The organism is Pseudomonas rhizozeae, from assembly GCF_031583775.1.
GTDB lineage: Bacteria > Pseudomonadota > Gammaproteobacteria > Pseudomonadales > Pseudomonadaceae > Aquipseudomonas.
On record NZ_JAVLSB010000043.1, the window covers coordinates 83,143 to 110,034 of the forward strand.

General features: G+C 59.2%; 26 protein-coding genes and 1 tRNA gene. 7 read left to right on the forward strand and 20 right to left on the reverse strand.

The features are described from left to right. The 12 genes from RG836_RS13715 to RG836_RS13770 form a co-directional block, all read right to left on the reverse strand. Window positions 1–909: a LysR family transcriptional regulator gene (locus RG836_RS13715; RefSeq protein WP_310846195.1), complete on the reverse strand. Its 909-nt coding sequence runs from the start codon at window positions 907–909 to the stop codon at window positions 1–3. Window positions 910–1,007: 98 nt separating this feature from the next. Next, on the reverse strand, window positions 1,008–1,400 hold the full coding sequence (locus RG836_RS13720; RefSeq protein ID WP_310846196.1) for a nuclear transport factor 2 family protein: 393 nt from the start codon (window positions 1,398–1,400) through the stop codon (window positions 1,008–1,010). Window positions 1,401–1,527: 127 nt separating this feature from the next. After that, window positions 1,528–2,796 carry an acetyl-CoA hydrolase/transferase family protein gene (locus tag RG836_RS13725; RefSeq protein ID WP_310846198.1) on the reverse strand — a complete coding sequence of 423 codons (1,269 nt, stop codon included), beginning with the start codon at window positions 2,794–2,796 and terminating at the stop codon, window positions 1,528–1,530. A gap of 101 nt (window positions 2,797–2,897) precedes the next feature. After that, window positions 2,898–3,176 carry a muconolactone Delta-isomerase gene (catC, locus tag RG836_RS13730; RefSeq protein WP_310846202.1) on the reverse strand — a complete coding sequence of 93 codons (279 nt, stop codon included), beginning with the start codon at window positions 3,174–3,176 and terminating at the stop codon, window positions 2,898–2,900. Between the two features lie 57 nt (window positions 3,177–3,233). Continuing rightward, window positions 3,234–3,557, reverse strand: a complete 324-nt coding sequence (gene mmlI / locus RG836_RS13735) for a 4-carboxymethyl-4-methylbutenolide mutase MmlI (RefSeq protein ID WP_310846206.1) — start codon at window positions 3,555–3,557, stop codon at window positions 3,234–3,236. Window positions 3,558–3,589: 32 nt separating this feature from the next. Beyond that, window positions 3,590–4,879, reverse strand: a complete 1,290-nt coding sequence (locus RG836_RS13740; protein WP_310846209.1) for an MFS transporter — start codon at window positions 4,877–4,879, stop codon at window positions 3,590–3,592. A 172-nt stretch (window positions 4,880–5,051) separates the two neighbouring features. Next, window positions 5,052–5,945, reverse strand: coding sequence for an acyl-CoA thioesterase (locus tag RG836_RS13745; protein WP_310846212.1), 894 nt, complete (start codon window positions 5,943–5,945; stop codon window positions 5,052–5,054). 3 nt (window positions 5,946–5,948) lie between these two features. Then, entirely contained in the window at window positions 5,949–6,626 is a 678-nt protein-coding gene (locus tag RG836_RS13750) for a 3-oxoacid CoA-transferase subunit B (RefSeq protein ID WP_310846215.1), read from the reverse strand. After that, window positions 6,623–7,315 carry a 3-oxoacid CoA-transferase subunit A gene (locus RG836_RS13755; protein ID WP_310846218.1) on the reverse strand — a complete coding sequence of 231 codons (693 nt, stop codon included), beginning with the start codon at window positions 7,313–7,315 and terminating at the stop codon, window positions 6,623–6,625. The genes RG836_RS13750 and RG836_RS13755 overlap by 4 nt, the downstream gene beginning before the upstream one ends. Before the next feature lie 231 nt (window positions 7,316–7,546). Continuing rightward, on the reverse strand, window positions 7,547–8,449 hold the full coding sequence (locus tag RG836_RS13760) for a LysR family transcriptional regulator (protein ID WP_310846221.1): 903 nt from the start codon (window positions 8,447–8,449) through the stop codon (window positions 7,547–7,549). Between the two features lie 127 nt (window positions 8,450–8,576). Continuing rightward, a complete protein-coding gene (locus tag RG836_RS13765; RefSeq protein WP_310846223.1) occupies window positions 8,577–9,470 on the reverse strand; it encodes an MBL fold metallo-hydrolase in 894 nt (297 codons plus the stop codon). 154 nt (window positions 9,471–9,624) lie between these two features. Continuing rightward, window positions 9,625–10,821, reverse strand: coding sequence for an acetyl-CoA C-acetyltransferase (locus RG836_RS13770; RefSeq protein ID WP_310846225.1), 1,197 nt, complete (start codon window positions 10,819–10,821; stop codon window positions 9,625–9,627). 226 nt (window positions 10,822–11,047) lie between these two features. Between RG836_RS13770 and RG836_RS13775 the strand changes: the two genes are divergently transcribed. The 5 genes from RG836_RS13775 (at window position 11,048) to RG836_RS13795 (ending at window position 15,823) form a co-directional block, all read left to right on the forward strand. Beyond that, window positions 11,048–11,875, forward strand: coding sequence for an HTD2 family dehydratase (locus RG836_RS13775; RefSeq protein ID WP_310846227.1), 828 nt, complete (start codon window positions 11,048–11,050; stop codon window positions 11,873–11,875). A 53-nt stretch (window positions 11,876–11,928) separates the two neighbouring features. Further along, window positions 11,929–13,092, forward strand: a complete 1,164-nt coding sequence (locus tag RG836_RS13780; protein ID WP_310846230.1) for an acyl-CoA dehydrogenase family protein — start codon at window positions 11,929–11,931, stop codon at window positions 13,090–13,092. A 12-nt stretch (window positions 13,093–13,104) separates the two neighbouring features. Then, the gene (locus RG836_RS13785; protein ID WP_310846232.1) at window positions 13,105–13,947 is read left to right on the forward strand and encodes an HpcH/HpaI aldolase/citrate lyase family protein; all 843 of its coding nucleotides are present in this window, start codon (window positions 13,105–13,107) and stop codon (window positions 13,945–13,947) included. A gap of 166 nt (window positions 13,948–14,113) precedes the next feature. Next, window positions 14,114–14,878: an electron transfer flavoprotein subunit beta/FixA family protein gene (locus RG836_RS13790; protein WP_310846235.1), complete on the forward strand. Its 765-nt coding sequence runs from the start codon at window positions 14,114–14,116 to the stop codon at window positions 14,876–14,878. Beyond that, complete coding sequence (locus RG836_RS13795; RefSeq protein WP_310846239.1) at window positions 14,879–15,823, forward strand: electron transfer flavoprotein subunit alpha/FixB family protein; 945 nt, start codon at window positions 14,879–14,881, stop codon at window positions 15,821–15,823. 156 nt (window positions 15,824–15,979) lie between these two features. On the opposite strand, the gene RG836_RS13800 is transcribed toward RG836_RS13795, so the two are convergent. Beyond that, window positions 15,980–16,906 carry a LysR family transcriptional regulator gene (locus RG836_RS13800; RefSeq protein WP_310846242.1) on the reverse strand — a complete coding sequence of 309 codons (927 nt, stop codon included), beginning with the start codon at window positions 16,904–16,906 and terminating at the stop codon, window positions 15,980–15,982. A gap of 185 nt (window positions 16,907–17,091) precedes the next feature. On the opposite strand from RG836_RS13800, the gene RG836_RS13805 reads away from it, so the two are divergent. Together RG836_RS13805 and RG836_RS13810 are read left to right on the forward strand one after the other, a co-directional pair. Further along, window positions 17,092–17,709, forward strand: coding sequence for an isochorismatase family protein (locus RG836_RS13805; protein ID WP_310846245.1), 618 nt, complete (start codon window positions 17,092–17,094; stop codon window positions 17,707–17,709). A gap of 228 nt (window positions 17,710–17,937) precedes the next feature. Next, window positions 17,938–19,998: a 2Fe-2S iron-sulfur cluster-binding protein gene (locus tag RG836_RS13810; RefSeq protein WP_310846247.1), complete on the forward strand. Its 2,061-nt coding sequence runs from the start codon at window positions 17,938–17,940 to the stop codon at window positions 19,996–19,998. 220 nt (window positions 19,999–20,218) lie between these two features. Here the strand turns inward: RG836_RS13810 and RG836_RS13815 are convergent, their stop codons facing one another. The 7 genes from RG836_RS13815 to uvrC all read right to left on the reverse strand — a co-directional run bounded on the left by RG836_RS13815 (window position 20,219) and on the right by uvrC (window position 26,892). Next, window positions 20,219–20,695: a nuclear transport factor 2 family protein gene (locus tag RG836_RS13815; protein ID WP_310846249.1), complete on the reverse strand. Its 477-nt coding sequence runs from the start codon at window positions 20,693–20,695 to the stop codon at window positions 20,219–20,221. A gap of 158 nt (window positions 20,696–20,853) precedes the next feature. Then, window positions 20,854–21,480: a glutathione S-transferase family protein gene (locus tag RG836_RS13820; protein ID WP_310846252.1), complete on the reverse strand. Its 627-nt coding sequence runs from the start codon at window positions 21,478–21,480 to the stop codon at window positions 20,854–20,856. A 202-nt stretch (window positions 21,481–21,682) separates the two neighbouring features. Continuing rightward, window positions 21,683–22,594 carry a LysR substrate-binding domain-containing protein gene (locus RG836_RS13825; protein WP_310846253.1) on the reverse strand — a complete coding sequence of 304 codons (912 nt, stop codon included), beginning with the start codon at window positions 22,592–22,594 and terminating at the stop codon, window positions 21,683–21,685. Window positions 22,595–22,613: 19 nt separating this feature from the next. Continuing rightward, window positions 22,614–23,516 (reverse strand): LysR family transcriptional regulator, encoded by a 903-nt coding sequence (locus RG836_RS13830; protein ID WP_310846256.1) that lies wholly within the window; start codon window positions 23,514–23,516, stop codon window positions 22,614–22,616. Between the two features lie 821 nt (window positions 23,517–24,337). Next, window positions 24,338–24,413 (reverse strand) — tRNA-Gly (locus RG836_RS13835). A 62-nt stretch (window positions 24,414–24,475) separates the two neighbouring features. Beyond that, a complete protein-coding gene (gene pgsA, locus RG836_RS13840; protein ID WP_310846258.1) occupies window positions 24,476–25,036 on the reverse strand; it encodes a CDP-diacylglycerol--glycerol-3-phosphate 3-phosphatidyltransferase in 561 nt (186 codons plus the stop codon). 32 nt (window positions 25,037–25,068) lie between these two features. Continuing rightward, the gene (gene uvrC / locus RG836_RS13845) at window positions 25,069–26,892 is read right to left on the reverse strand and encodes an excinuclease ABC subunit UvrC (RefSeq protein WP_310846261.1); all 1,824 of its coding nucleotides are present in this window, start codon (window positions 26,890–26,892) and stop codon (window positions 25,069–25,071) included.

Consider the following 26,892-nt stretch of genomic DNA (forward strand, 5'->3'; position numbering starts at 1 on the left):
TCATTGCCACTGTGCCTGCTGACTCTTGAGAACCGCGCTCATCATCTCCCGCAGCCACTTGTTCTGTGGGTCGCGATGAAAACGATCGTGCCAGTACAGGTCGATCTCGAACGAGGGAATCCGCAACGGTAACGGCTGGATGACCAGCGGAAAGTAGCGCGCCAGCGTGTTAGCCAACGCACAGGGCAGCGTCCAGACCACATCGGTTTCCAGCAATACGTGCGGACTGGACAGATGATGGGGCAAGCGAATCCTGATGCAGTCCGCTCCCCCCGCATCGATCAAGGCACGTTCCAGCGCCTGATGGCCGGTACCTCCGGCCTCCACCAGCAAATGATCCCGTGTAATGAAATCGTCTAGGGTCATGGTTGTATTAGCCATCGGATGCTCACGGCGCATGACACAAACGTAGTGCTGGGAAAACACCGGCAATCGGTGGATATCGGTCTGCAGGGTCGGCATGTAGCCCATCGCCAGATCGATTCTGCCGGTCGCCAGGCCGTTGAGGGTTTCCTCCATTCCGCCGCCGACCGTATTCATCCGCGCCATGGGTGCTACCCTGGCCAGCTCCTTGAGGATCGGCGGCAGGCACACCACTTCACCGACATCGAGCATTCTGACGGTGAACGATTTTCGGCATAGCCCCGGATCGAACTCGACCATCTGGCTTTCCGCGGCTCTGATCAGCATCAGTGACTGCAACAGGCGTGGGGCAATCTGTGTGCAAAAAGGGGTAGGCTCCATCCGCCGGCCCACCAGTGTGAACAGCCGGTCACTGTAGGTCTGGCGCAGCCGCTTGAGGCTGTTACTGACCGCGGACTGAGTGAGGCCGAGATTCTGCGCCGCAATCGATGCCGAATGATCGCGCCAGAGCGCCTCGAAAATGTACAGCAGATTCAGGTCTTTCATGACGCGCCTTGATCACATCGCCCGCAAATCAAACGCCTGCCAGTTGCTCTCGTCGAGGGCCGCTGACAGGCAATGACAGGTCACTGCGCCATTGAGAACTAGACCGATGCGCGGATCAGATAGCTGTCAGGCGCACTCGTGAACACCGGGGACAGGTCGATGTTGATCCGGTAATCCCTGATCAGCCGATCGACGTTGAAACGCAGTACCACGCAGCACGGTACGCCGACGGTCAGGCCATCGTGCCGGGTGTAGTAGCTGTCGAATTCAAGAAGGGTCACGTCATCGTGGACCCAAACCCCGGTCATGACATGTTCAAGGGTTTCAATCTGCGAGTAGAAGGCGCTGACACCCTGCTCGATGGCGGCTTTGCCGACCAACTTCGGCGCATTGCCGAATCGGAATTCGACATCGTCCGCCAGATAACTCAGGAAGCCCTCGATGTTTTTTCTGTCGATGCAGTCGAACATCGCTTTCATTGCGTAACTCATGCAACCATCCTCGATTTTGTTGTTGTTTTCTCAGTCCGACTCTATTTTCGGCGCGGCGATACCGCAATACGGCAAATTCACCAAAGCGCGTTGCACCAGCGCAACAATCACGCGCTGCCGCCCCTATTCAATACCCCGCAGTTCCTTCCCTCGCCCATGCCGCTTCCAGTTCCGCCCGGTGCTGCGGGGCGGCGATGCTCAGCATCTTGTCGAGCCTTTGCTTCAGGGTCAGCCCACGCAGATCGGCCACACCGAATTCGGTGACGATGATCCCGGCATCACTACGGGGAATGGTGACCGGGCCCTTCAGGCGGGCGACGATTCGACTGTGGCTGCGAGCGCTCGACGGCAGCGCGATGATTGGCAACCCGCCCCGGGAACGATGGGCGCCCCGGATGAAGTCCAGTGAGCCTCCCACGGCTCCCAGGTAACTGCCTGCCGCAACCTCGGAGTTGACTTGTCCGGTCAGGTCGACCTCCACCGCCGAGTTGATCGCCACCAGACGATCCATGCTGGCCAGAACCTGAGCGTCGTGGGTATAGGCGCTGGAGCGCATATGGATAGACCGGTTGCGATGGGCGAATTGCGCCAGTGCCTGGCTGCCGATCAGCACGCCGCCCACGCTGAGCCAGGGGTCCCTGCTCTTGCGTGAATTATTGATCACACCGCTTTGCATCAGGCGCATGACACCGTCGCCGATGCTGCCCGAATGGACACCCAGGTTATGGTGGTCATCCAATGCACTGAGCACGGCATCCGGTATGGCACCGATGCCCGTCTGCAGGGTCGAGCCGTCTTCGACCAGGCCGGCGATAAGTCGGGCAATTTTCATGTCCACCTCACGAATGCTCGCGCTTTCGCTGGCCAGGGGCGGCCGGTCTGTGTAGACCACCGCATCCAGTTCATCCAGCCCAAGGGTGCGCTCACCGTAGGTAAAAGGGGCCTGCTGATTAACCTCGCCGATCACCACGGTCGCTTGCTCCAGCGCGCAGAGCAAGTATTCGCTGGCCAGGCTCAGACTGTGCCGGCCGTTGGCGTCCGCCGGCGACAGCTGCAGCATCAGGACATCGACTCGCAACTTCCCCGAGCTCAACTGCGACGCCATTTCCGAGTAATGGCACGCCAGGATATCCAGCACGCCGGCGTCAGCCAGGGCGCGATTGGCACCGGCACCGCAATAGGCGAGAAAGTCCACGGCATCGGCATGCTCGGGCCGACAGGTATCACTGTTAGTAATGCCCAACAGCACGCGGATACGCTGGAAATCATGACGCTGGGCCATGAGCGCGCGCGTCAGGGTCAGCGGCTCCGCATTCGCTTGTCCCCATAGCACCGTGTCTCCAGGGCGGATCAGGCTGGAGAGTTCCGGTGCGTGGGCGTGTAATTCGAGAGGCATGGAAAAACCCTGGCAATAGCGAGCCGGGCCCTGTGGTACAGGACCCAAGGCAGACAGGGCTCAAATGGAAACGGGCGGCCCGTGGCGGGCCGCCGCGACGATCAGAAAATCGACGACGGGTGCTTGGCCAGCGGCGTGACTTTGATTTTCATGAACGGAAACAGCGGCAGGCTGGACAGCAGGCTGTGCAGTTCATCGTTGCCAGCAACGTCAAAGATGCTGATGTTCGAATACTCACCCACGACGCGCCACAGGTGCGGCCACTTGCCGGACTCCTGAATTTCGATGGCCCGCGCCTTTTCCGACGCCTTGATTCGCTCCACTTCGTCCAGCGGAATGTCACGGGGAATACTGACGGTCATTTCTACGCAATACAGCATGTTGAACTCCACGATATTGTTGTTGAACGAGCGCCTCGCTATCGGCGACGCGAAATCTCAAACCAGCTCTTCGGTGACGAAAGGCTTGAGCTGGCCGATGAAATATTTGCCATGTTCGAACCAGGCCTTGCGGATATCAGAGTCCATATAGACCTGATACTGCTCCTCGCTGGCGAACCAGCATTCACCGATCGCATCGATGCGACCAACATCCAGGTACGGGACGTGGGTGTCGGTAGGGTTGCCGGCAACCAGTCTCACTTCGTATTTGTGCAATCCCGGCATGCCGGCGGACATCTGGAAATGCACCACGCACTCTTTGCGAAACTGCTCGTGGCTCATGCTTTCCGGTTTAACCAACAGGTAAAGAATACGAATCATGGGGACCTCGATGAATGGCTGAAGACTGGCGCTCAGGCGGTCTTCGGCGTTGTGGAATTGGCAGTGCTGGCCGCGTCAGCGTCCGGATCTTGCGCGTCCAGCACCTCAATGCTGATGCCCTTGGTTTCCGGTAGCAACAGCAGGGCCACGACGGAGATTGCATAAGCCCCCAGGCAGAACACGCCGATGGCTTGGGCCAGGCCGACGTGGACCGACAGCAGGCCGACGCCGGTAATCGCGGTCGCCCCCAGGGACTTGCCGACATTGTAGGAAAAGCCCATGCAGGTAGTGCGCACAGGGGTCGGGAACAGCTCGCTGAGGAACGGTCCCAGCGCCGCATACATGCCGATGGCGGCAAACCCAACCAGGAAGCCCATGACATGGCTGACCCATGGATTGAGTGGAATCATCATGTAGGTGACGGTGACGATCCAGGACATCAGCGACAGCGCGATCAGCGTTGGGCGTCGCCCCAGCCTGTCGGCCAGATACGCGGTGCTGGCAAACCCGGCGAAGCAGCCCACCGCCATGACCAGAATGGTTGCGATCAAGGAACCGGACTCCACACCTCGGTCCTTGAGCAAGGACGGTATCCACACCAGAATCACATAGCTGCCGGCCTGCAGACCGACCACCAGCACGCTGGATAACAGGGTGAGCCTGATGTACTGCGGCTTGAACACCGTCCAGACCGATGCCTTGGGCGCCTTGCTTGCAGCAGCGTTGACGAACGCGTCGGAGTCAGTGACGTGGCGGCGAATGAACAGCACGACCAGCGCCGGGATCACACCGAACCAGAACGCCACGCGCCATGCCAATTCGGCTGGGAACTGACTGAGAATCACGGTGATGATAATCACCGCTGCCGCCCAGCCCAGCGAAAAGCCTGATTGCACGAAACCCATTGCGCGACCACGGTGTTTGGGCTTGATCACTTCAGCCATCAGTGCGGCGCCCACTGCCCATTCCCCGCCAAAGCCGAAGCCTTGCAGGGTTCGAGCGATCAACAACTGTTCGAAGTTCTGCGCGAAGCCCGCCAGCACACCAAAAAAAGTGAACCAGACGATTGAAAAAATCAGGATGCGCACACGACCATGCCGGTCACTGAGGATGCCCGCAATCCAGCCGCCGACGGCCGCCGACAACAGCGCCGCGGTACCGACCATGCCTGCCTCGGCTTTAGTCAGCCCCCACAGGGCAATGATTGTCGGCAACAGAAAACTGAACATCTGCATGTCGTAGGAATCCAGCGCCCAACCGGAGTAGCAAGCCCAGAATGTCTTGCGTTCGCGAGGCGAGCCTTTTCTGTACCAATCGAACATGTTGACTTTCCTTATTGTTATTGGCGGTCTGCTCATGGCTGCGTTGAGCCGCTAAATCGTCGTGTCGAGGCTGCGTCGCCACTGTGATCGTGCATTTGCAGCATGAGGAAGTTTTTCCCGGCTGCCCATTTACACTTGTGGAAGCCCCTCTTTCGCAATACCGAACACCCTGTCATTCGGTCGCCGCCTCTACCCAGAGGTCCTGCACCCTACTCGCGACCAGGCGGCCGTAGCGTTGGTAGATGCGCGTATTGACCAGGTTTCGACCTGACAGGCTAAGCACCGGATCACTCAAAAACAGCAGCCAGTCATTGGCATCGATGGCCGGGCTGTGGAACCACAGCGTGTGATTGAGGTTGCTGACGCGACAGTGCGGCGACGCCTGTGTCGCCATTGCCGAGGGAACCGACCATCGAGCCAGTCGGCAGTCAGACATGTAGGCCAGGGCTGCGTGGTGCAAACAGCCCTCACCCGGCAGCGCGTGCTTCAACCGCACCCAGAAAGCCGTTTCGCCGTGTTCGGCCGGCCACTCGCATTGCAATGGCAGGGGGATCGGGCGCACATCCAGCACGGGGTGGTCGATCATGCGCAACCGCATCCCCTCGCCAGACTGCGGATCCATCACAGCCAGCTCGGCCAATGTCGGCAGCGCCTCCGGCACCGGCATTTGCCGGTCCAGATGATGGACCCGGCCGCTGGCGGCACTGGGTTGCCGGAAGGATGCATTGGCGCTCAGCACCAGGCCGGTGCCTTGCACTGCATAAACGTGTCGATTGGATAAGCACCGATCGTCCTGCAGCACCTCCACACTGTACTCAACGGCGCCTCGCGGGTCCGCGTCATGCAAAAAGGTGCTCTGCAACATGCTGGGGCTATACCCGCCTGCGCTTTGCGCCGCCGCCCAAAGTGCCTGGGCGATCAACTGCCCGCCGTGCACCCGTCCATCGGCATCCAGCTCACAGGCATGACTGCGGTATCGATGTTGTCCATCCGCGTCCAGTGCCAGCAACTCGGTCAGATCGCGCTGATCCCAATACAGTCTCGATGCGTGCAGTGGCCGGTTCAACGCTTAAGCCCCGGCCGCCAATGCAGAGGCAACGGCAGAGAAGTCCAAGGGTACTGGCGTCAGCGCCTGCAACTGCTCGGCGGTCGTGTCGCCGACCAGTTCCAGCACCAGCACACCACTGCCGGTCAATTCCAGCGTGGCCAAGTCGGTGTAGACCCGGCTGACACACCCCAGACCGGTGAGCGGATACGTACAGCTGGACAAGAACTTGCTCTGCCCGTCCTTGTTCAGGTGATCCATCATGACAAAAATGCGCTTGGCCCCGATCGCCAGGTCCATCGCTCCACCGACAGCCGGAATGCCGTCCCTGGCACCGGTGTGCCAGTTAGCCAGGTCGCCGTTGGCCGCCACCTGGAAAGCACCCAGCACGCAGATATCCAAGTGACCGCCGCGCATCATTCCGAAAGAGTCGGCATGGTGAAAAAACGCAACGCCGGGCAGTGGCTGAATCGGCTCCTTGCCGGCGTTGATCATGTCCCAGTCCTCCTCACCGGCCGGCGCCGCCACCCAGCGCCCCAGCACGCCGTTCTCGCTGTGCAGGAATATGTCTTTGTCCGGCGGAAGATGGTTGGCCACCAGTGTCGGTAAGCCGATCCCCAGGTTGACATAAGCACCCTCGGGGATGTCTCGGGCGACGCGGGCAGCCATTGCATTGCGAGTGTCTTTGTCCATATCGTTCATCCCACCTGCAGCTGTGCCGGCGCCACATCGGTGCGCTGGACAATGTATTTGACGAAGATACCGGGGGTGATGATCCGCTCGGGATCAAGCTCACCGAGTTCCACCACACGCCCGACCGAGGCGATCGTGTTGCGCGAGGCCATGGCCATGATCGGACTGAAATTGCGTGCGGTTTTGCGATAGGCCAGGTTGCCCCAGCGATCGCCTTCCTCGGCATTGATCAGCGCGTAGTCAACGTGGATGGGGTACTCCAGGACGTAGTTACGTCCATCGATGTTGCGGGTCTCCTTGCCTTCGGCCAGCAACGTGCCGAAACCCGTGGGCGTGTAGAAGCCGCCGATGCCACAGCCTGCTGCGCGCAGGCGCTCGGCCAGATTGCCCTGCGGGACGATTTCCAGCTCGATCTTTCCGGCGTGGTAGAGCGTTTCGAACACATGAGAGCCGGTCATCCGAGGGTATGAGCACAGGATCCGTCGCACACGACCCGCCTTAAGCAGTGCGGCTAAACCGGTATCGCCCTGCCCGGCATTGTTGCTGACCAGCGTCAGGTTGCTCGCACCCTGGGCGATCAATGCCTGAATGAGGTCGTCAGGCATGCCTGCGCCGCCGAAACCGCCCACGGCAATAACAGCCCCGTCGGGAATGTCTGCCAGTGCATCGATCGCGCTGGACAACAGCTTGTTAATCATCGCTCTACATCCTTTCTCGTTCTTGGGGCCAGGCCGGAGTCTGGCAAGCCGTGCAAGGCGCTACCCCGCGTTGGAATCAGCTTGCCAGTGCGGCCCATGGCCCACAATTTCGGACTTCGAAAGGGCGGATTAACGTTCGATTAATGGCTGCCAGCGGCCAGGGACGCGCAGGCAAAACCATGCCACTGCACCAAGGTGCGGACATGGTTCAGGGGAGCAATCGAAGGACAGTCAGACCGTGCGATAGCGCTCGATCAGTGAGTCGGCAAACTCACGGGCAAAGGTCGAGAGACCATCGAAATCCTGAGCGCACAGCTGGAAAGTCCGCACCGCCCAAGGGTCGAGTAATTGGCAGGCGCCGATGCCCTGCCGACCTTTGAGTCGGTCGTAACTGGCCTGCGGCACAATCGCAATGCCCGCGCCGGCTTCAACCATGCGGAAGATGGCGTCGGAGCTTGCGACCTGCACGCGAATCGTCAGCGGCAGATGCAGCGCGGCCGCGGCGCGACTGAGAAATACGTTGATGGCGCTGCCTTCGAGCAGTGACACGAAGGCGTACTGCAGGGTTTCCTTGAAGAACACCTCGGGGCGCAGCAGGATCGGATGATCCAGCGGTGCGATTACCATCAAACGACTGGAAACCAGCGGCACACTTTGCAGACCATCGGTGACCACGCTGCCGGACACGATGCCCAGATCGGTGCTGCCCTCGCGCACGGCACGCACGATGTCATCGCTGAGCCGTTCGCGCATGTCGATATGCACATCCGGATGGCTGGTCAAATAGTCGCCCACCACCGGTGGCAGGTATTCCGTGATTGCGGTGGTGTTGGCCTGTAGACGCAGCTGCCCCTTGAGCCCGTCGGTGTACTGCTGAAGATCGCCCGTGAGCATTTCCAGCTGGGACAGGATGACCCGCGCATGTTGCAGATAGGTCTTGCCGGCGTTGGTCAGGGTCACCCCCTGAGGCGAGCGTTCGAGCAGACGCACGCCGAGGTGTTCTTCCAGATTCTTGATGCGGTTGCTGGTCGCAGGCACCGAAAGGAAAGAGCGCTCGGAGCCGCGGGTAAGACTGCTGGTTTCCGCAATGTTGATGAATAAGCGGAAATCGGTGATATCGAAATGCATCGCCATGGTGGGACGGTTCCTGCCAAGTGAGACTTACTGTACTCACAGTACATTGAGTCTGCCTAGTGGCATTCATCATGGCTGCGACCGAACCGACCGCAGCTATCGTTCACGCATGGCGAACCGGAAAACGTCATTGCCAATGCGAGGGCTCAAAGACGAAACCATCACCCTGACGACGGATAAAACCGCAATGCGGCTCGCCGAAATGCACGGGCATGATCAACGCCTCGCGGTCGGCTGCGGTGTTGAGGAACGCCATGCGGGTGCGACGAGCGACGTCTTCCCAGATGCAGTACCCGGAGTTGATATCAGGACGCACGATCTGAATCGGGCTGTGCAGTATGTCGCCGCAGAAGATCCCCTCCTGGCCCTGCGAGCGCACACGGAACGCGACTTGGCCAGGACTGTGCCCGGGCGCCGCCTCCACCACCAGGCAATCGGCGATTTCTTCCCCTGGGAGCATCATCTCTGCGAGCCCTTCATTGACAATCGGCATCACGCTGTCGAAGAAGGACTCGCCAAACACGTCGATCACACCGGCCTCTTTGTTTTTGCCCTGATGGCAGAAATCGAAGTCATCCTTGGGCAAGTAGTAACGCGCATTGGGGAAGGTCGGCACCCAGCGCCCGTCCTGCCATGTGGTGTTCCAGCCCACATGGTCCGAATGGAGATGCGTGATGACCACATGGGTAACTTTTTCAGGTGGCGCGCCGGCGGCGGTCATCCATTCCTTGACCAGGGTATTGAGCATGTTCATGCGAGCGATGCCCGGACGAGGCTTGAGGTTACCCACCCCGGTATCGATCACGATAATGTTGCTGCCTGCGTGCACCACCCAGAACTGAATGGTGACCAGCAATTTATTCATGTGCTCGATCCAGTGGTTCGGCGCCATTAGCTCCCGATGCTGTTGCAGTACGCCCTCCTCCATGCCTGGGAACAAAAAAGCCGGATCATGGGTTGGCCCCGCGTACTCAAGAATCCGGGTTACTTTGATGTCTCCGATCATGCGGGACTGCATCATGGCACTGCACCTCAAGGCTTATTGTTAGATCGCGGCTGTGCCGCAAGTTTTTCCGGATTATCCGTCGCGGGCAGCGACTGCGCAGTTCGAATCTCGTTAACAGCACCTTAAGCGGCGCTTAAGTCGATTCGCTCAGCGCAGCAGGCCACTTGGTTCAAAGGCGTTCGAACAACGCCGCCAGGCCCTGGCCGCCACCGATGCACATCGTTTCCAGACCATAGCGCGCCTCGCGCCGGCGCATTTCATGCAACAACGTGGTCATGATCCGCACGCCCGTCGCGCCAATGGGGTGCCCCAGGGAAATCCCCGAGCCGTTGACGTTGACCCGCGAGTAATCCTCCAGCCCCCAGGCCTTGAGCACGGCCAGCGCTTGGGCGGCGAACGCCTCGTTGAGTTCGATCAGGTCCAGATCGGCAAGGCTCAGCCCGGTGCGTGCCAGCAACTTTCGAGTGGCCGGGACCGGTCCGATGCCCATGCGCGAAGGTTCACAACCTGCGGCCGCCCAGTCAACCAGACGTGCCATCGGCGTCAGGCCATGCCGCTGTGCATAGTCGGCCGACACCACCAGGCAACCGGCGGCCGCATCATTCTGTTGACTGGAGTTACCCGCCGTGCAGACGCCTTCGGGCCGAATCAAGCGCAGGGCTTTCATGCTCTCGAGGCTGGCGTCTTCACGAATCCCCTCATCCATCGAGACATGCGTGACACTACCGCGCTTGCCGGGAACATCCAGCGCGACAACCTCATCAGCAAAACGACCCTCGCGCCAGGCGGCTGCCGCCTTGTGATGACTGCGCACGGCAAATTCGTCAGCCTCCTGGCGGCTGATGCCATAGTCCTGGGCCAGATTGTCTGCGGTTTCCGGCATACCTGAAATATGACCGAAACGCTCTGACGGCTGCGAGCGTTCGCGGCCACGCTCAAGCCTGTCGTGAAAGCGAACGCTGCCGGCCCGCGCACCCCAGCGCATATCGGTGCTGTAGTACTCGATGTTGCTCATGCTCTCCACACCCACCACCAGCACCGCTTCTGCGCGACCGGTCTGAATCTGCATGGACGCATCGATCACTGCCTGCAGGCCGGAGCCGCACCGACGGTCAAGTGTGTAGCCCGGCACTTGCACTGGCAGGCCGGCGGACAGGGCAGCGTAACGCCCGATGCAGGGTGCCTCACTGGATGAATAGGATTGCGCCACGATGACTTCGTCGAGCGAGTCCCCCGGCACAGCGGTGTGCGCCATCAGTTGCTTGATCATAAAGGCGGCCAGCTGCTCGGCGGTGAGCGGGGCCAGTGCGCCGCCAAACTTGCCGATGGGCGTGCGAAGGGGTGAAACGATCAGCGCATCTTTCATTGCAGCTAAACCTCGATAGAGTGGGCAATGCCGACAGCATGGGCGGTGTTCGAAGGCGTCGGCAATTTTGCATCGCGAAAGCCCGCCTTCCAGCTGGCTTAAGCAGCGCGGCTCGACGCTGGCTACCTTCTTAGCCCATGGTTGATACCCTCTTCCGCAAAAGCTAATTCCCCCTCTGCTCAAGCTCCTAGCATCATGCATCGCACAACTTCAGCGGATGCAAGACATGCTCAGTTTCGATCCATCCCAATGGCTGGGACGTACCCAGGAGGTACACGACCAGCTCAGCCGCAACCTGATCCAGCGTATCGCCGCAACCTTCGATGTCGAGGCGCCAGGCCACGGCGAAGAACTGCCATGGCTGTGGCACTGGTGTTTCTTCAACGAGCCCGTCAACAGCCGCGACCTGGGGGTGGATGGACATCCGGCACTGGGCAGCTTCATGCCGCCTGCCCACGGTCGCAACCGGATGTGGGCCGGCGGGCGCTTGACTTTCATCGAGCCATTGCGCGTCGGTGCTGAAGCCACGCGCAAGACGCGTATCGAAAAGATCACACAGAAGGACGGCAACACCGGCTCGCTGCTGTTCGTCACCCTCAAGCATGAGTACTGGCAGGACGGACACCTGTGCATTTCGGAAGAACAGGACATCGTGTACCGCGAACCGAGCCCTCCCAAACTGGGCCACGGCGAACCGGTGCCCGAGCACCAATGGCAGGAGAGCGTCAGCCCCACCCCGCTGCTGCTGTTCCGATACTCGGCGTTGACCTTCAACGCCCATCGCATTCACTTCGATTGGCCCTACGTCACCAAAGCCGAAGGCTATCCCGACCTCGTGGTGCATGGCCCATTGACCGCCACCCTGAGCATGACCGCGTTCGTGCGCGCCAATCCATTGGCCCGCGTGCGCAGCTTCTCGTTCCGCGGGTTGCGCCCGCTGATCTCCCCAGACGACTTCCAGGTCGGTGGTCGGCAAACCGGTTCTGGTAAAGCCCAGCTGTGGGCGGGTAACACCAGCGGCCTGTGCCAACTCGCCGAAGTGCATTTCGACTGACTCTATAAAAACGCGGCCGCCTCGATAGCGGGCGCCCATCCGAGGAACACTCCATGAGCCAACGCAACAGCGAAGACATCAAATCCATTCGTGAAGGGGTCCGCGCCCTGTGCGCCGAATTCGACGCTGCCTACTGGCGCAAGATCGATGAAGAAAAGGGCTTTCCGGAAACGTTCGTCAGTGCCATGACCCAGGCCGGCTGGTTGTCGGCCATGATCCCCGAAGCGTACGGCGGCTCCGGACTTGGCCTGGCAGAAGCCTCGGTGATTTTGGAAGAAGTGAACTACTGTGGCGGCAACTCCGGCACCATTCATGGCCAGATGTACAACATGTTCACCCTGCTGCGTCACGGCAGCGAAGCTCAGAAAAGTTATTACCTGCCGAAACTGGCCAGCGGCGAACTGCGCCTGCAATCGATGGGTGTGACCGAACCTACCACCGGTACCGACACCACGAAGATCAAGACCACCGCTGTTCGCAAGGGCGACAAGTACGTGATCAACGGCCAAAAGGTGTGGATCTCGCGCGTCCAGCATTCGGACCTGATGATCCTGCTGGCCCGAACCACGCCGCTGGCCGAAGTGACGAAAAAATCGGAAGGCATGTCGATTTTCCTCGTGGACCTGCGCGAGACGATTGGCAAGGGGCTGACCGTTCAACCCATCGCTAACATGGTCAATCACGAAACCAACGAACTGTTCTTCGACAACCTCGAACTGCCAGCCGATAGCTTGATCGGAGAAGAAGGCAAGGGCTTCCGCTACATCCTCGACGGCCTCAATGCCGAACGTACGCTGATCGCCGCCGAGTGCATTGGCGATGGTCGCTGGTTTACCGAAAAATCCAGTGCCTATGCCCGCGACCGCGTGGTATTCGGGCGCCCCATCGGCCAGAACCAGGGCGTGCAGTTCCCGATTGCCGAAGCCCATATCGAGATCGAAGCTGCCGACCTGATGCGCTGGAAAGCCTGTGAAGAGTACGACAGCGGGCTGAATGCCGGTGCCAGTGCGAACATGGCCAAGTACCTGGCCGCCAAGGCGTCCTGGGAAGCTGCCAATGCTTGTCTGCAAACCCACGGCGGGTTCGGTTTTGCCTGCGAATACGACGTCGAGCGCAAGTTCCGCGAAACGCGTCTGTACCAGGTCGCACCGATTTCCACCAACCTGATTCTTTCCTATGTCGCCGAGCACCTGCTCGAGCTGCCACGTTCGTTTTGAGGGAACAGGCGTATGCAAAACCCAGTGATGCGTTCTGCTCTTTTCGTTCCGGGCAATCGTCCGGAACGCTTCGCGAAGGCGTTAGTCAGTGGCGCGGATGTCGTCATCGTCGATTTTGAAGACGCTGTCGAAGAACAGCAAAAGGCCAGGGCTCGCGCCAATCTCAATGCCTTTCTCAACGACAACCCGAGTGCCCGTGTATGGGTTCGGGTAAACACGGCTGGGCATGCCGAATATCAGGCGGACCTCGACATGTGCCTGCACCCGGGGGTCGATGGTATTTTCCTGCCCAAGGCCGAGAGCGCCGAGCAATTGCTGCGAGTAGCGACAACCGGTAAGCAGGTGATCCCCATCATCGAGAGTGCGCGCGGGCTGGATCACTTGCCGGCCATGGCCCGCGTGCCGGGTGTGGTGCGCTTGACCTATGGCAGGCTGGACCTTGGGCTGGACCTGGGCTTGACCGTCACCAGTTACGGCGCAGAACGCATGTTCGACCAGGTCAGGTACGCGTTGCTCGTGCAGACGCGACTGGCCGGTCTGGAAGCTCCCCTGGAAAGCGTATTTGCGAACATCGAAGACAGTGAGCGCTTGCTGCATTACGCCCGCACGGCCGGGAACATGGGCTTTGCAGGCATGTTATGCATCCACCCCAAACAGGTCGCTGTGGTTCACAGCGCATGGGCTCCGAGCGAGGAAGACTTGGCCTGGGCGCGTCGCGTGCTCGAGGCGGCAGACGGTCGCGGCGCCTTCAAACTCGATGGTGAAATGGTCGACGCGCCAGTGGTGGCACGTGCTCGACAGTTTCTGGGCCTGAGCGCCGGGTCTGCCTCGCCTGAAAGTGACGGTGGCCGCTGACCGCTTCGAAATATCTGATTCAACAGACACCAATGAAGAGTTGCCCGCGCCGGTACGCCCACGACGCCCACCGGCGGGGGCAACTCAGGAGGTATCCCTGCGGCCTGCTGATGCAGCAATGCCGACAGTCGATATTGCGTAAACATTGCCTGGAGCACACCTCGGTATGAGAGTTTTGGTCTCGATAAAGCGCGTGGTCGACTACAACGTCAAGGTTCGCGTCAAGGCGGACAATTCCGGCGTTGACCTCGCCAACGTCAAGATGTCGATGAACCCGTTCTGCGAAATCGCAGTGGAAGAAGCCGTACGCCTGAAAGAACTCTCGATCAAAGAAGGGCGTGTTGCGACTGAAATCGTCGTCGTCTCCATCGGCCCGTCCACCGCTCAAGAGCAACTGCGCACCGCGCTGGCTCTGGGTGCCGACCGCGCCATCCTCGTCGAGTCCGCTGAAGATCTGACATCCCTGGCCGTGGCCAAGCTGCTCAAGGCCGTTGTCGACAAGGAACAGCCGCAACTGGTGATCCTCGGCAAACAAGCCATCGACAGCGACAACAACCAGACCGGCCAGATGCTCGCCGCACTGAGCGGCTACGGTCAGGGCACCTTCGCCTCGAAAGTCGACGTCTCGGGCGACAGCGTTGCCGTGACCCGCGAAATCGACGGCGGTGCGCAAACCGTTTCGCTGAAACTGCCGGCCATCGTCACCACCGACCTGCGTTTGAACGAGCCGCGCTACGCGTCGCTGCCAAACATCATGAAAGCCAAGAAGAAGCCGCTCGAAGTGCTGACTCCGGACGCTTTGGGCGTTTCCACCGACTCCACCAACAAGCTTGTGAAAGTCGAAGCGCCTGCGGCACGCAGCGCGGGTATCAAGGTCAAGTCGGTGGCTGAACTGGTCGAAAAACTCAAGAACGAAGCAAAGGTGATCTAAATGACTATCTTGGTCATCGCTGACTTTTCAACCGACCAGCAGGGCAACAAAGTGCTGGCCCCGGCCACGCTGAACACCGTGGCTGCTGCTGCCAAAATCGGCGGCGATATCCACGTTCTGGTCGCCGGTCAAGGCGCTGGCGCCGTGGCGGAAGCCGCGGCAAAAATCGCTGGCGTGAGCAAAGTCCTGTCGGCCGACAACGCTGCCTACGCTCACCAGTTGCCGGAAAACGTCGCTCCGCTGGTGGCAGAGCTGGGCGCTGGCTACAGCCACATCCTGGCGGCCGCGACCTCCAACGGCAAAAACATCCTGCCGCGTGTCGCTGCGCAACTGGACGTGGACCAGATCTCCGAGATCATCTCGGTCGAAAGCGCTGACACTTTCAAGCGCCCGATCTACGCCGGTAACGCCATCGCCACTGTGCAATCGAACGCCTCGGTCAAAGTGATCACCGTGCGCGCCACCGGTTTCGACCCGGTTGCCGCTGAAGGTGGGTCCGCTGCCGTTGAAGCAGTGGCTGCGGCTCACGACAAGGCGATCTCCAGCTTCGTCGGCGAAGAGCTGGCCAAGTCCGATCGTCCGGAACTGACCGCCGCCAAGATCGTCGTTTCCGGCGGTCGCGGCATGCAGAACGGCGACAACTTCAAACACCTGTACGCCCTGGCCGACAAGCTGGGCGCTGCCGTCGGTGCTTCCCGCGCCGCAGTCGACGCCGGTTTCGTACCGAACGACATGCAGGTTGGCCAGACCGGCAAAATCGTTGCGCCGCAACTGTACATCGCGGTCGGTATCTCCGGCGCGATCCAGCACCTGGCCGGCATGAAAGACTCCAAAGTGATCGTTGCGATCAACAAGGACGAAGAAGCGCCGATCTTCCAAGTGGCCGATTACGGCTTGGTGGCGGACTTGTTCGAGACGGTGCCGCAATTGGCGTCGCTGGTATAGCCGTCGAGCCGTTACCCTGGGGTACGTAGTGGCGGCCGGCACGGCAACGCGAGAGGCCGGGTGATACCGGCTTCCATCGCCTGACCGCCTCAACAGGGCAACGACTGTGTCCGCCGGGACGCTGATGCAGCGAGGACGCGTCCAGTGACCGCCCGCTCAAATGACGACGTCGTACTGTTCAATGCTCGCGGGTAAATGAATGGCGAGGTAGTCGATAAGGCTTCGCACCGAGGGCAGCATGCCCTTGGGTTTGGGATACAACAAATGAATGACATGCTCGGCGCCCGCCCAGCCTGGGAGGACTCGATCGAGTTGTTTGCGCTGGATCGCAGACGAAGCGATCGGCTCCGGAAGGAGTGCCACGCCCAGGCTCTGGATCGACGTCTCCAATTGCATCCTGAGATCATCGGAAAGCAAGCGTGGGGTGTGGGTGACGAGGCAGGTCCCTGTAATGCTTTCCAGAAACCATCTGCCCTTCCCTTCCTGGACATCTCCGGGTCGGCAGATGGTGTCTACACCCTTGAGGTCCTCCGGCGACTGCAGCGGGCCAGAGCGAGCGAGAAATGCCGGGCTGGCGACCAGCACGCGCCGCGCCACACCCAGCCTTCGAGCGACTAACCCGGACGAGTCCTCAATCTGTGGCCGAGCCCTCAACGCCAGATCGAACCCCTCCTCGATCAAATTGACCTCTCGATCCGTAGCGTTGAGCTCCAGCCGCACCTTCGGATGAGTCAACAGATAAGCCGGCAGGATCGGCAATAAATAGGTCTCGGCCATGACCTGGGGGCAACTGAGTCTGACCATGCCCGCAGGCTCTACCTGCAGATTGGCAATACTCTCGAAAGCCAGATTGGCGCCTTCGACCACGGTCAGGCACTGCGCGTAGAAATTCGCGCCTGCTTCGGTCAAAGCGATGTGGCGAGTGGTTCGATTGAGCAGACGCACGCCCAGCCGCGATTCCAGTTCCGCCACCCTTCGGCTCAAGCGAGTCTTTTCCACGCCCGCGACCTTTGATGCGGCCGTGAACCCTTTATGTCGGACCACGAGGACAAAATACTGCAGGTCGTTGAGATCGTCGATCATTGGTGCTGTCCTGCAACAGTCTTGGGTGATATGCCTATCTTATCGATGATTATTGCATCGATTACAGTGATCTCCTCGAAACTGAGCCGTCCGTTGCGATACCGCGACTCGCAGGAGTCGAGAACAGGTTAGCGACTCGGCGGTTTGACCGGCATCAAGCCGATTAAAACCCAAGGAGAAAGCCCATGAGCTACGATCGTCTCTCTGCTGAGAATGCCGCGATTGTGTTTGTCGATCACCAGACCGGCCTATCCAATGGCGTTCAGGACCAAAGCCTTCCCGAATACATGGCAGCGGTAGCCGCCTTGGCCAAGCTGACCAAAACCTTCGACCTGCCCGCCATCATCACCACCAGTGCCGCGGATGGCCCGAACGGTCCGGTGTTACCGATCATTACCGAGACACTGCCCGACGCCCCGGTCATCCATCGCCCGGGCGAGATCAATGCCTGGGACCATCAGGCATTCGTCAGTGCGGTTGAGAAGACCGGGCGTAAGAAACTGATCGTGGCGGGCGTGTCGACCGAGGTTTGCGTCACGTTCGTTGCGCTGTCGGCCGTCAAGGCCGGGTACGAGGTCTATGCTGTCATCGACGCCTCCGGCACTTGGAGCAAACTGGTGCAGGAAGTGGCAATCGCTCGCATGGTTCAAGCCGGTGTCGTGCCCATGACCTGGGTAGCCGTTGCGGCAGAGATGCAAGCCGATTGGCGTAACGTCACCGGCCAGGCGCTCGCCCAAATCATGGGCGTGCACTTGCCCTTCTACGGCAACCTGCTGGGTAGTTTCACGGAGGCTAAAAAGTAAAAAAGGCTACGCGTATCGGGCACCCGCAATGTTTCACGTCGTGAAATGCTTTGTTGCATCGCTTGAGGCTTCCGTCTCTGGCAGAAAAATCGGACGATAGCGTCCACACCTACCACCCGCGTGTGCCTTTTTATCCGGTCCTCGATGCGGGTAGATATGGCGACCCACCCTCACCCGCCCACCCTATCAATGTTTCAAATGCCAAGGGCACCCAAGGAGATGATCGTCATGAGCGAACGCAACATGCCTGATACCCGATCCCCTTGGCACGATGGGGAACTGCAACTGCAGCGTTCAGTGGGCGCGGTCGAGTTGATGGTCGGCCCGGGTGAGCGCCAGATGGCACGCGACTGGATGCCCGATCAGCACCGCGAATTTTATGCCCAATTACCCTTTGTGGTCTTGGGCACGGTCGATGACAGCGGCCAGCCCTGGGCGACGTTGCGCACCGGCCAGCCAGGTTTCATGCATTCCCCCGAGCCTGACCTGTTGTCGCTTTCGCTGCCGTTCCAGGCAGCCGATCCCGCTCAGGTGGGTATGGCGCATGGCAATGCCGTCGGGCTACTGGGCATTGAATTGCACACCCGCCGACGTAACCGAATGAACGGCACGATTTGCAATGCTGACAGCAATGGCTTTCAGATCGCCGTTTCCCAGGCATACGGCAACTGTCCGCGCTACATCAAACTGCGCGAGTTTCATTTTGTGGACGAACCTCCAGGGCCCGCCGATGAACTCGAAGCGCTGAATGATCGTGCCCACGAGATGATCAGCCGTGCCGATTCGTTTTTCGTCGCCTCCTACACCGTGCGAGACGGTGTCCGTGAGGTCGATGCTTCCCATCGCGGCGGCAGGCCCGGATTCGTCCGCCAAGATGACGATGGCACGCTGTTGATACCGGATTTCAACGGCAATCTGTTTTTCAATACGTTGGGCAATCTGTTGCTCAATCCGAAAGCCGGCCTGGTGTTCACAGATTTCGAGACCGGCGACGTGCTGCAGATGACAGGCAGCACTGAAGTGCTGCTGGACAGTCCGGAAATCGCCGCTTTTCAGGGGGCCGAGCGTTTATGGCGTTTCACCCCGCAACGCATCGTTTATCGCGAACGAGCACTGGCGCTGCGCTGGACCATCGCCGAGGATGGCGACTCTTCCAGCTCGCTGATGACCGGCAACTGGGAGCAGGCAGCTCAACGGCTTCAAGCTCAAGCATTGCACGACTCCTGGCGCCCGCTTCGTGTGGTGCACATCGCGGATGAAAGCGCCGGGATCCGATCCTTTCATCTTCAGCCTGTCGACGACGCGGGTCTCCCGCCCTTCCAGGCAGGACAGCACCTGCCCATTCGCATCAGTCGTGAAGGCGACATCGCCGCACCGCTGATCCGCACCTATAGCCTTTCCAGTGCCCCTTCGGACGACTTCCTGCGCATCAGCGTCAAGCGCGATGGCGCAGTATCCTCGCATCTGCATGATTGCATCCAGCTAGGCGACACCCTCGAAACCCGTGGTCCTCGAGGCGGTTTTACCGTGGAACCTTCGGTCAGACGCCCACTGGTACTGATAGGTGCCGGTGTCGGCATCACGCCCATGCTGTCGATGCTCAGAGAAGTGATTTATCAAGGCCAGCGCATCGGCCGAATGAGGCCCACATGGGTGTTGCAGGGAGCGCGCACCTTGGCCGATCTGGCCTTCAGTCCTGAAATGACGACACTGGTCGAGCGCGGCGGTGAGAAAGTAAAACTCCAGCGTTTCCTCAGCCAGCCTGAAGCAGGAACGACACTGGGCCTGGAGTTCGATCAAGCGGGAAGAATCACCGTTGAAACGCTGAAAACCCTGTTGCCACTGAATGACTACGACTACTACGTGTGCGGCCCCGGCAGTTTCACCCAAGGGCTGTATGACGGGCTCAGGGCAATGCGCATTCCCGATGACCGTATTCACGCCGAAGCATTCGGCGTGTCGACGCTGACGCGAGATTCGGCCGCCCCTTTGCCCCCCTCCTCGCAACAGGCTTCCGTGGCCACGCCCGTGAAGGTGCTGTTCGCGAAGTCCGCGAAGGAAGCGCGTTGGGAGCCGCAGGTCGGCACGTTGTTAGAGCTGGCCGAGTCGCGAGGACTGAGCCCGGATTTCAATTGCCGATCGGGCACCTGCGGCACATGCAAAACACGTATTTCAGCAGGCGCGGTGCACTATCTCACCCCGCCGCTGGATCCTGTACCCGCTGGCGAAGTGTTGCTGTGCTGCGCAGTGCCCGCCACCGACAGTCCGCCACTCGTGCTTGACCTCTGATGCCTTCGTTGTTGGCATGAGCGATCACAGGCCTTCGAGATCGCCACGGGCAGCCGCACCGAGGTTGCTGTGCATCCGGCCAGCATCCCGGTTGTACGCGGCGACATCAACAAACAAGGGTCCATGAAGGACCCTTGTTTATAACCTCAGGCTGCGTGGTAGCAGACCTTCCTTCGTAACATGTCCTTATCAGCAATCCGCTCTTCCCTCGACGGCTACTTCAGAGGCCCAATTCCGACAGGCCGGGGTGGTCATCTGGACGGCGACCTAGAGGCCAATGGAACAGGCGCTCGGACTCCTTGATAGGCAGGTCGTTGATGCACGCGAAACGGTGCGCCATCAAGCCATTCTCTGCGAATTCCCAGTTTTCATTGCCGTAGGACCGAAACCAGTTCCCGGAATCGTCGTGCCACTCGTAGGCATATCGTACGGCGATGCGGTTATCTGTGAACGCCCACAACTCCTTGATCAGTCGATAGTCGAGCTCTTTGATCCACTTGCGCGTCAAAAATCCTTCGGCTTCTGCGCGGTTGGACGCGAACTCCGCGCGATTGCGCCACTTGGTGTCGAGCGTGTAGGCCAATGCCACCTTCGCCGCATCACGGGTATTCCATCCATCCTCGGCGAGGCGCACTTTCAATAACGCGGTTTCGCGAGTGAACGGAGGGAGAGGAAGGCGTTTTTCTTCGTTGGACATCTCAGTCACCTTGATAGGAAGTGAAAACGGAGGCGCAGCCGTTTCGTTGCGCCCGAGCTGTCTCCACCCGTACCTGGCACCGCAGCACCTTGCCGGATACGAGTCCCCGAAGAGGCAGCCAATGTGTAACCGGGGGAAAAGTGATCCACCGTAAAACGTTAAGCTTGCTGCAGGCCGACCGCCGTGCGACGCATCGGATGGAAACCTGGCAGCGCTTCGATACGAGCAAGCCAGGACCGCACCGAAGGATAGTCCACGAGGGAAACGTTGCCCTCTGGCGCGTGTGAGATATAGGTATAGCCCGCGACGTCGGCAACGGTAGGCGCATTACCGACCAGGAAATCCCGCTGGGCGAGCTCTTTCTCAAGCACCTGGAGCAAGGCATGGGACTTGGCAATCGCATCCTTCGCATCGAACCCGGCGCCGAAAACAGTGATCAACCGCGCTCTGGCAGGCCCGTTGTTGATCGGCCCAGCGGCCACGGATAACCAGCGAACCACCTGTGCCAGCTGGACGGCGTCGGTAGGAAGCCAGTGGCTCTCGCCATACTGACGCGCCAGGTAAACGATAATGGCGTTGGAGTCAGCAAGGATAGCGCCGTTGTCATCGATGACCGGCACTTGACCGAATGAGTTGAGAGCAAGGAATTCGGCGGACTTGTGGGCACCGTTGGCGAGATCGACATCAATAATTTCTACCGGACGGCCCAGGAGTGAAAGCATTAATTCAACTCGATGTGCATGTCCCGACAAAGCGTGGCGATACAACTTGATAGGGTTCGACATGACAGCTCCTTTGTTCTTAGACGTAGCGAGGATTGTGTAATGCCGAACCATCTTCCTTGGTTAGTGGTGAACGAGGAACGTTCAAAACCCAAAACCCACCATTTCTGTTTATGAAACAGTAGAAGCTCTGTTGCCGGGCAGATCGCACAGAAAAACTTGAAGGCACACTGGTTTTGCTGAGCACTCGGGTATGAAACGAGGCTTAGTGCGTAGCGAGTTGTAATGCCGGATGCGCTCGAAGAGCGGACACCGTGTAGTCGACGAAACTTCGAACTCTTGGTGACGCTTTAAGACCTTCGCGATAAACCAAATGCAGAGGGGCGGCAGGCAACTCGAATTCGCTGAGGGTGCGGCGCAGTTTCCCTGAATCAAGATAGTTGAATAACGCAAAACTAGGACAGCTCAACAGGCCGGCCCCCTGACACGATGCGTTGATCGCTGCCTGAGTCGTGGCGCACCTGAGATGGGATGTGGCTTTAAAACTGATGGGTTGGCCCGCCGACTGAAAGGCCCAGCGGATATCCTCGCGGTACCCCTGCGTGGCAATCAATCGATGTGTCCTCAGCTCTTCCGGCACTTGTGGTTCGCCGTAATTGTGAAGGTAGCGCGGGCTGCCACAAATGTGAGATTTAACATGACCTACATGCCTCGCAACCAACGCACAACTGGGTAGGCTGCCCACCTGTAAAGCAATATCGATTCCATCTTCCAAAACAGCGGGATACTGGTCGGTGAAACGCGTGAACACGGTGATTTCCGGATGGTGTCTGGAGTACTCGCTGATGATCTCCGGATACACATAGTTACTGAACAGCGCGGGAACAATAACGGTCAGACGCCCTTTGACGACGCTCTGCGTACTGCGCGCCGACGATTCAAACCGCTCGACCTCGTCGAGGATTCTGATGGCATCCTCCATGAACCTCTCGCCCACCTCGGTAAACTCGATGCCCCGAGTGGTGCGGATGATCAGGCGTGCCTTCAATCTGCTTTCGAGCCGGTCGATTGCACGAACGAGGGTGGTGACGGCAACCCCTGCCCGGTTCGCGGACATGCTGATGCTGCGGCATCCATGCAGGCCCCTGAATATCATCATTTCGCGATAGCGATCCATACTCTCGACTCACTTGTGATCACAACTGCAGTGACGGGTTGCTCGATAGACGATCCGCTAGAAAACTCACGAACGTCAGCGTCTTCGCAGGCACTCTGGCGCTTTTCTGGTAAACGATATGGATAGGAAGTGGTGCAGGCTGAAAATCGCGAAGGACAACCTCAAGTTTATGGGACTTGAGAAAGTGGTCGACCTGATAGGAAAGAACGCGAGTCACTCCCCAGCCCAGGCAGGCGATATTGATAGCCGCTTTATTGTCGGTAACTATCAGTTGAGGGGCAGGCTGGAAGCTCAGCGGTTTGTCATCGTGTACGAATTGCCAGTCGCGCAGCAGATGACTCGCCGACGAGCTGACCAAGTTGCAGTCCGCCAGGTCGTGCGGATGCTGCGGCCGTCCCACTCGATCCAGATACTGAGGGGAGGCACACACTACAAGACTCACCTCACCGACTTTCACCGACACTTGCCCAGGGTCGTACATATGACCGATACGAACGCCGACGTCGACGCCCTCCTCGGACATATTCACGACGCGGTCCACTAACATTGCGTTAAGGGTAACCGCCGGAAAACGGTCCATATATTCGACGAGCGTCGGGGCCACGAACATCTCTCCGAAGATGACGGGCGCCGTTAGCGTGAGATTGCCGCAAGGAACGGAATAACTTCCCGCAGCGGCTTCTTCCGCCTCTTCGATGTCCGCCAAGATACGTCGGCAATCCTCAAGGTAGCGCAACCCTGCTTCACTTAAATGCATGCTCCGCGTAGAGCGTGACAACAACTGAGCGCCTATTCGTTCCTCAATCGACGCAACGGCGCGCGTCACCGTGGGCGGGGATATATTGAGCCGGCGGGCCGCAGCGGCAAATCCGTCCTCCTCGGCGACAGCGATGAATATTTGCATCTCGTAAAAACGATCCATTGCACAACTAACCTATTCTTCAAAGACCCAGGCAGATACGCCACGCCCATATTTAACGAGCGTGTCGCTACCGACGGACTCGCTACAGCGGCGCTTCGGGATCATTCATCAGGAGCAAAGCCAGGCCTGTGCTCTTCACTCGAATGTTCAAGCACTCATCGTTATCAATAAGACGAGCGATCTCATTCACATGCTCGTTTGTTACGTGCCTGAGTAGAACACTCATAAACCGGAACAAAGTATTTCGTTTTTTGAAACACTGAGTTAGTTTCGGAAGAAGTCCGAGAGACAGGAACCTTAGTCAATCTTTACAACCTGTAAGCTGGTCATCGTCAGCACTTCGGCCAGCATTTGCCGACCCTCTTTCAATGCCTTCGCTTTGAAAGCAGGTTACGCATGAAAGACAGTGGCAAACGAGTCGTCGTCCGCGGTCGCTAAGAAATCGCGAGCCTGCTTGCCGAAGCAATAGAGACGGAGATGCCAGCACTTGGTCGCGATCGCACAGACGAACAGGTGCAATCCATGCAAATCATTAAGGTTGTAATATCCCGAGGTTTTTTGCCTGGCGAAGGCCGTACCTGCCGAAGGCACGTTTTGAACGCCTTCGTCTTGGTCGATCGAGGAGAGATGCACGGCTCCAGCGATGCGTCATCTATTGAAAAACTGGAGCGCCAAATGCCCGATTTCGATGTACACATTGATGTACATAAATGGGCGGCCGGGTTGGTTTTCAGTAAATTTCGCTGGAACGAAAAAAAGAGGCCGAAGCCTCTTTTTTTCAATGACGTACAGACGTCAGTGGATGCCTGTAGATCAATATATGGAGCGGGAAACGAGACTCGAACTCGCGACCCCGACCTTGGCAAGGTCGTGCTCTACCAACTGAGCTATTCCCGCGTCTTGGTGTGGCGCATTCTATAGAATCGGAATGCTCCGTCAACCCTTTGATTCAAAAAAGTTTATTTCTTCTGCACATCAGTCTTCAGATGCGGCCAGGCGGCACGCAAATACTGCACCATCGACCACAACGTCAGGCCCGCAGAGATCAGCAGCAAGGCATAACCCAACAACACCCAGAAAGTGAAGTCCGACGGGTTGGCCAGCAGAATCACCAGCGCGAGCATTTGTGCGGCGGTTTTCCATTTACCCAGATTCGATACCGCCACATGGGCACGGGCGCCGAGTTCGGCCATCCATTCGCGCAGGGCCGAGACCACGATCTCGCGGCCAATGATGACTGCCGCCGGCAAGGTCAACCACAAATTGCCGTGCTCTTGAACCAGCAACACCAGCGCGACCGCCACCATCAGTTTGTCCGCCACGGGGTCAAGGAATGCCCCGAATGGCGTGCTTTGTTCCAGGCGACGGGCCAGGTAGCCGTCCAGCCAGTCGGTGGCGGCGGCAAAGGCAAACACAGAACTGGAAGCCAGGTAACTCCACTGGTAAGGCAAATAGAACAGCAGAATGAAAATCGGAATAAGCAGGACGCGTAGAACGGTAATCAGATTAGGGATATTCATCGGCACAACTGGCTACGAGGTGAGTTGGCATTCTACTCGCTGTGTAGGTTTGCATAAATCGACTCAGCGAGCTTTTTACTGATCCCGGGTGCTTTGGCGATCTCTTCGATGCTGGCACGAGACAGCTCCTGCAATCCACCAAAATGTTTCAACAAATCGCGACGGCGGGTTGGTCCTACCCCTGCAACCCCTTCCAGGGTTGAGGTTCGCCGTGTTTTGCCGCGACGGGCCCGGTGCCCGGTAATGGCGAAACGGTGAGCTTCGTCGCGGATCTGCTGAATCAAATGCAATGCCGGCGAGTCGCCTTTCAACGTGAACTCGTGCGCCGCATCATTCAGATACAACGTTTCGAAGCCTGCTTTGCGCGTGGCGCCCTTGGCGACACCGAGCAAGATCAAATCCGGGACCGCCAGTTCATTCAATACATCGCGGGCCATGGACAGTTGCCCCTTGCCGCCGTCCACCAGCAAAATGTCCGGCAACTTGCCCTCGCCGTCCTTCAGTTTACTGAAGCGCCGGGTCAGAGCCTGGTGCATGGCCGCGTAATCATCCCCCGGCGTGACGCCTTCGATGTTATAGCGCCGGTAGTCGGACTTGATCGGCCCCTCGGGCCCGAATACCACACAGGACGCCACGGTCGCCTCGCCGCTGGAGTGGCTGATGTCGTAGCACTCCAGCCGTTGCGGCGGCTCGTCGAGATTGAGCACTTCGGCCAACGCATCGAAACGCGCTGCGACATGTTGACGATTGGCCAGGCGAGCACCCAGTGCCTGCTCGGCGTTGGTCACCGCCAACTGCTGCCAGCGCGCGCGCGTACCGCGCACCTTGTGGCTGATGCTCAGCTCGCGGCCACGCAGGGTGTCGATGGCTTCGATCAACGCTGGAAAATCTTCATGGACCACGTTGACGATCAGCTCACTCGGCAGGTCGCGCTCCGGGCTGGTGATGTAGTACTGGCCGAGGAACGCGGCCATGACTTCTGACACGTCTTCCTCGATACCGACCTGAGGAAAGAAGTTCTTGCTGCCGAGCACTCGCCCGCCGCGTACGCTGATCAGGTGCACGCAGGCGCCGCCCGGGTTGATGAATGCCGCGATCACATCGACATCGCCGCTGCCGCCTTCCATGCTCTGCTGGTCCTGGACCCGGCGCAGCAAGGAAATCTGATCGCGCAGTTCAGCCGCGCGCTCGAACTCAAGATTAATGGCGGCCTCTTCCATGCCGGCCGACAGTTCATCCGTCAGGGCATTACTGCGACCCTCGAGGAACATCACCGAGTGACGCACATCCTCGGCGTAAACCTGCGGCTCCACCAGCCCCACGCACGGCGCCTTGCAGCGTTTAATCTGATATTGCAGGCATGGCCGGGTGCGGTTTTTGTAGTAGCTGTCTTCGCACTGACGGACGAAAAAAGTCTTCTGCAACAAGCTCAGGCTTTCGCGGATCGCACCGGCGCTCGGGTATGGACCGAAATACTTGCCCTTGGCCTTTTTCGCCCCGCGATGGATGCTCAGCCGCGGGAAGGCGCCGTCGGACAAAAATACATATGGGTAGGATTTATCGTCGCGCAGCAGAATGTTGTACGGCGGACGCCATTCCTTGATCAGCGTCTGCTCAAGCAACAACGCTTCGGTTTCGTTGGCGGTGATGGTCGTCTCGACCTGGGCAATATGCCCCACCAACGCTGCGGTCTTGGGCGCCAGGCCGGTTTTGCGAAAGTAGCTGGCCAGGCGTTTCTTCAGATTCTTGGCTTTGCCGACATATAACAGGCGCGCGTCGCTGTCGAACATCCGATAGACGCCGGGGCGCCCGCTACAGGTCGACAGGAAAGCACTGGGATCAAACGGTTCGGTCAT

Excerpts from the sequence above, each read along its gene's own strand:
- RG836_RS13715 (WP_310846195.1), bottom strand. The coding sequence starts at position 909 with ATGAAAGACCTGAATCTGCTGTACATTTTCGAGGCGCTCTGGCGCGAT.
- RG836_RS13720 (WP_310846196.1), bottom strand. The coding sequence starts at position 1,400 with ATGAGTTACGCAATGAAAGCGATGTTCGACTGCATCGACAGAAAAAAC.
- RG836_RS13725 (WP_310846198.1), bottom strand. The coding sequence starts at position 2,796 with ATGCCTCTCGAATTACACGCCCACGCACCGGAACTCTCCAGCCTGATC.
- catC (WP_310846202.1), bottom strand. The coding sequence starts at position 3,176 with ATGCTGTATTGCGTAGAAATGACCGTCAGTATTCCCCGTGACATTCCG.
- mmlI (WP_310846206.1), bottom strand. The coding sequence starts at position 3,557 with ATGATTCGTATTCTTTACCTGTTGGTTAAACCGGAAAGCATGAGCCAC.
- RG836_RS13740 (WP_310846209.1), bottom strand. The coding sequence starts at position 4,879 with ATGTTCGATTGGTACAGAAAAGGCTCGCCTCGCGAACGCAAGACATTC.
- RG836_RS13750 (WP_310846215.1), bottom strand. The coding sequence starts at position 6,626 with ATGAACGATATGGACAAAGACACTCGCAATGCAATGGCTGCCCGCGTC.
- RG836_RS13755 (WP_310846218.1), bottom strand. The coding sequence starts at position 7,315 with ATGATTAACAAGCTGTTGTCCAGCGCGATCGATGCACTGGCAGACATT.
- RG836_RS13760 (WP_310846221.1), bottom strand. The coding sequence starts at position 8,449 with ATGGCGATGCATTTCGATATCACCGATTTCCGCTTATTCATCAACATT.
- RG836_RS13765 (WP_310846223.1), bottom strand. The coding sequence starts at position 9,470 with ATGATGCAGTCCCGCATGATCGGAGACATCAAAGTAACCCGGATTCTT.
- RG836_RS13770 (WP_310846225.1), bottom strand. The coding sequence starts at position 10,821 with ATGAAAGATGCGCTGATCGTTTCACCCCTTCGCACGCCCATCGGCAAG.
- RG836_RS13775 (WP_310846227.1), top strand. The coding sequence starts at position 11,048 with ATGCTCAGTTTCGATCCATCCCAATGGCTGGGACGTACCCAGGAGGTA.
- RG836_RS13780 (WP_310846230.1), top strand. The coding sequence starts at position 11,929 with ATGAGCCAACGCAACAGCGAAGACATCAAATCCATTCGTGAAGGGGTC.
- RG836_RS13785 (WP_310846232.1), top strand. The coding sequence starts at position 13,105 with ATGCAAAACCCAGTGATGCGTTCTGCTCTTTTCGTTCCGGGCAATCGT.
- RG836_RS13790 (WP_310846235.1), top strand. The coding sequence starts at position 14,114 with ATGAGAGTTTTGGTCTCGATAAAGCGCGTGGTCGACTACAACGTCAAG.
- RG836_RS13795 (WP_310846239.1), top strand. The coding sequence starts at position 14,879 with ATGACTATCTTGGTCATCGCTGACTTTTCAACCGACCAGCAGGGCAAC.
- RG836_RS13800 (WP_310846242.1), bottom strand. The coding sequence starts at position 16,906 with ATGATCGACGATCTCAACGACCTGCAGTATTTTGTCCTCGTGGTCCGA.
- RG836_RS13805 (WP_310846245.1), top strand. The coding sequence starts at position 17,092 with ATGAGCTACGATCGTCTCTCTGCTGAGAATGCCGCGATTGTGTTTGTC.
- RG836_RS13810 (WP_310846247.1), top strand. The coding sequence starts at position 17,938 with ATGAGCGAACGCAACATGCCTGATACCCGATCCCCTTGGCACGATGGG.
- RG836_RS13815 (WP_310846249.1), bottom strand. The coding sequence starts at position 20,695 with ATGTCCAACGAAGAAAAACGCCTTCCTCTCCCTCCGTTCACTCGCGAA.
- RG836_RS13820 (WP_310846252.1), bottom strand. The coding sequence starts at position 21,480 with ATGTCGAACCCTATCAAGTTGTATCGCCACGCTTTGTCGGGACATGCA.
- RG836_RS13825 (WP_310846253.1), bottom strand. The coding sequence starts at position 22,594 with ATGGATCGCTATCGCGAAATGATGATATTCAGGGGCCTGCATGGATGC.
- RG836_RS13830 (WP_310846256.1), bottom strand. The coding sequence starts at position 23,516 with ATGGATCGTTTTTACGAGATGCAAATATTCATCGCTGTCGCCGAGGAG.
- pgsA (WP_310846258.1), bottom strand. The coding sequence starts at position 25,036 with ATGAATATCCCTAATCTGATTACCGTTCTACGCGTCCTGCTTATTCCG.
- uvrC (WP_310846261.1), bottom strand. The coding sequence starts at position 26,892 with ATGACCGAACCGTTTGATCCCAGTGCTTTCCTGTCGACCTGTAGCGGG.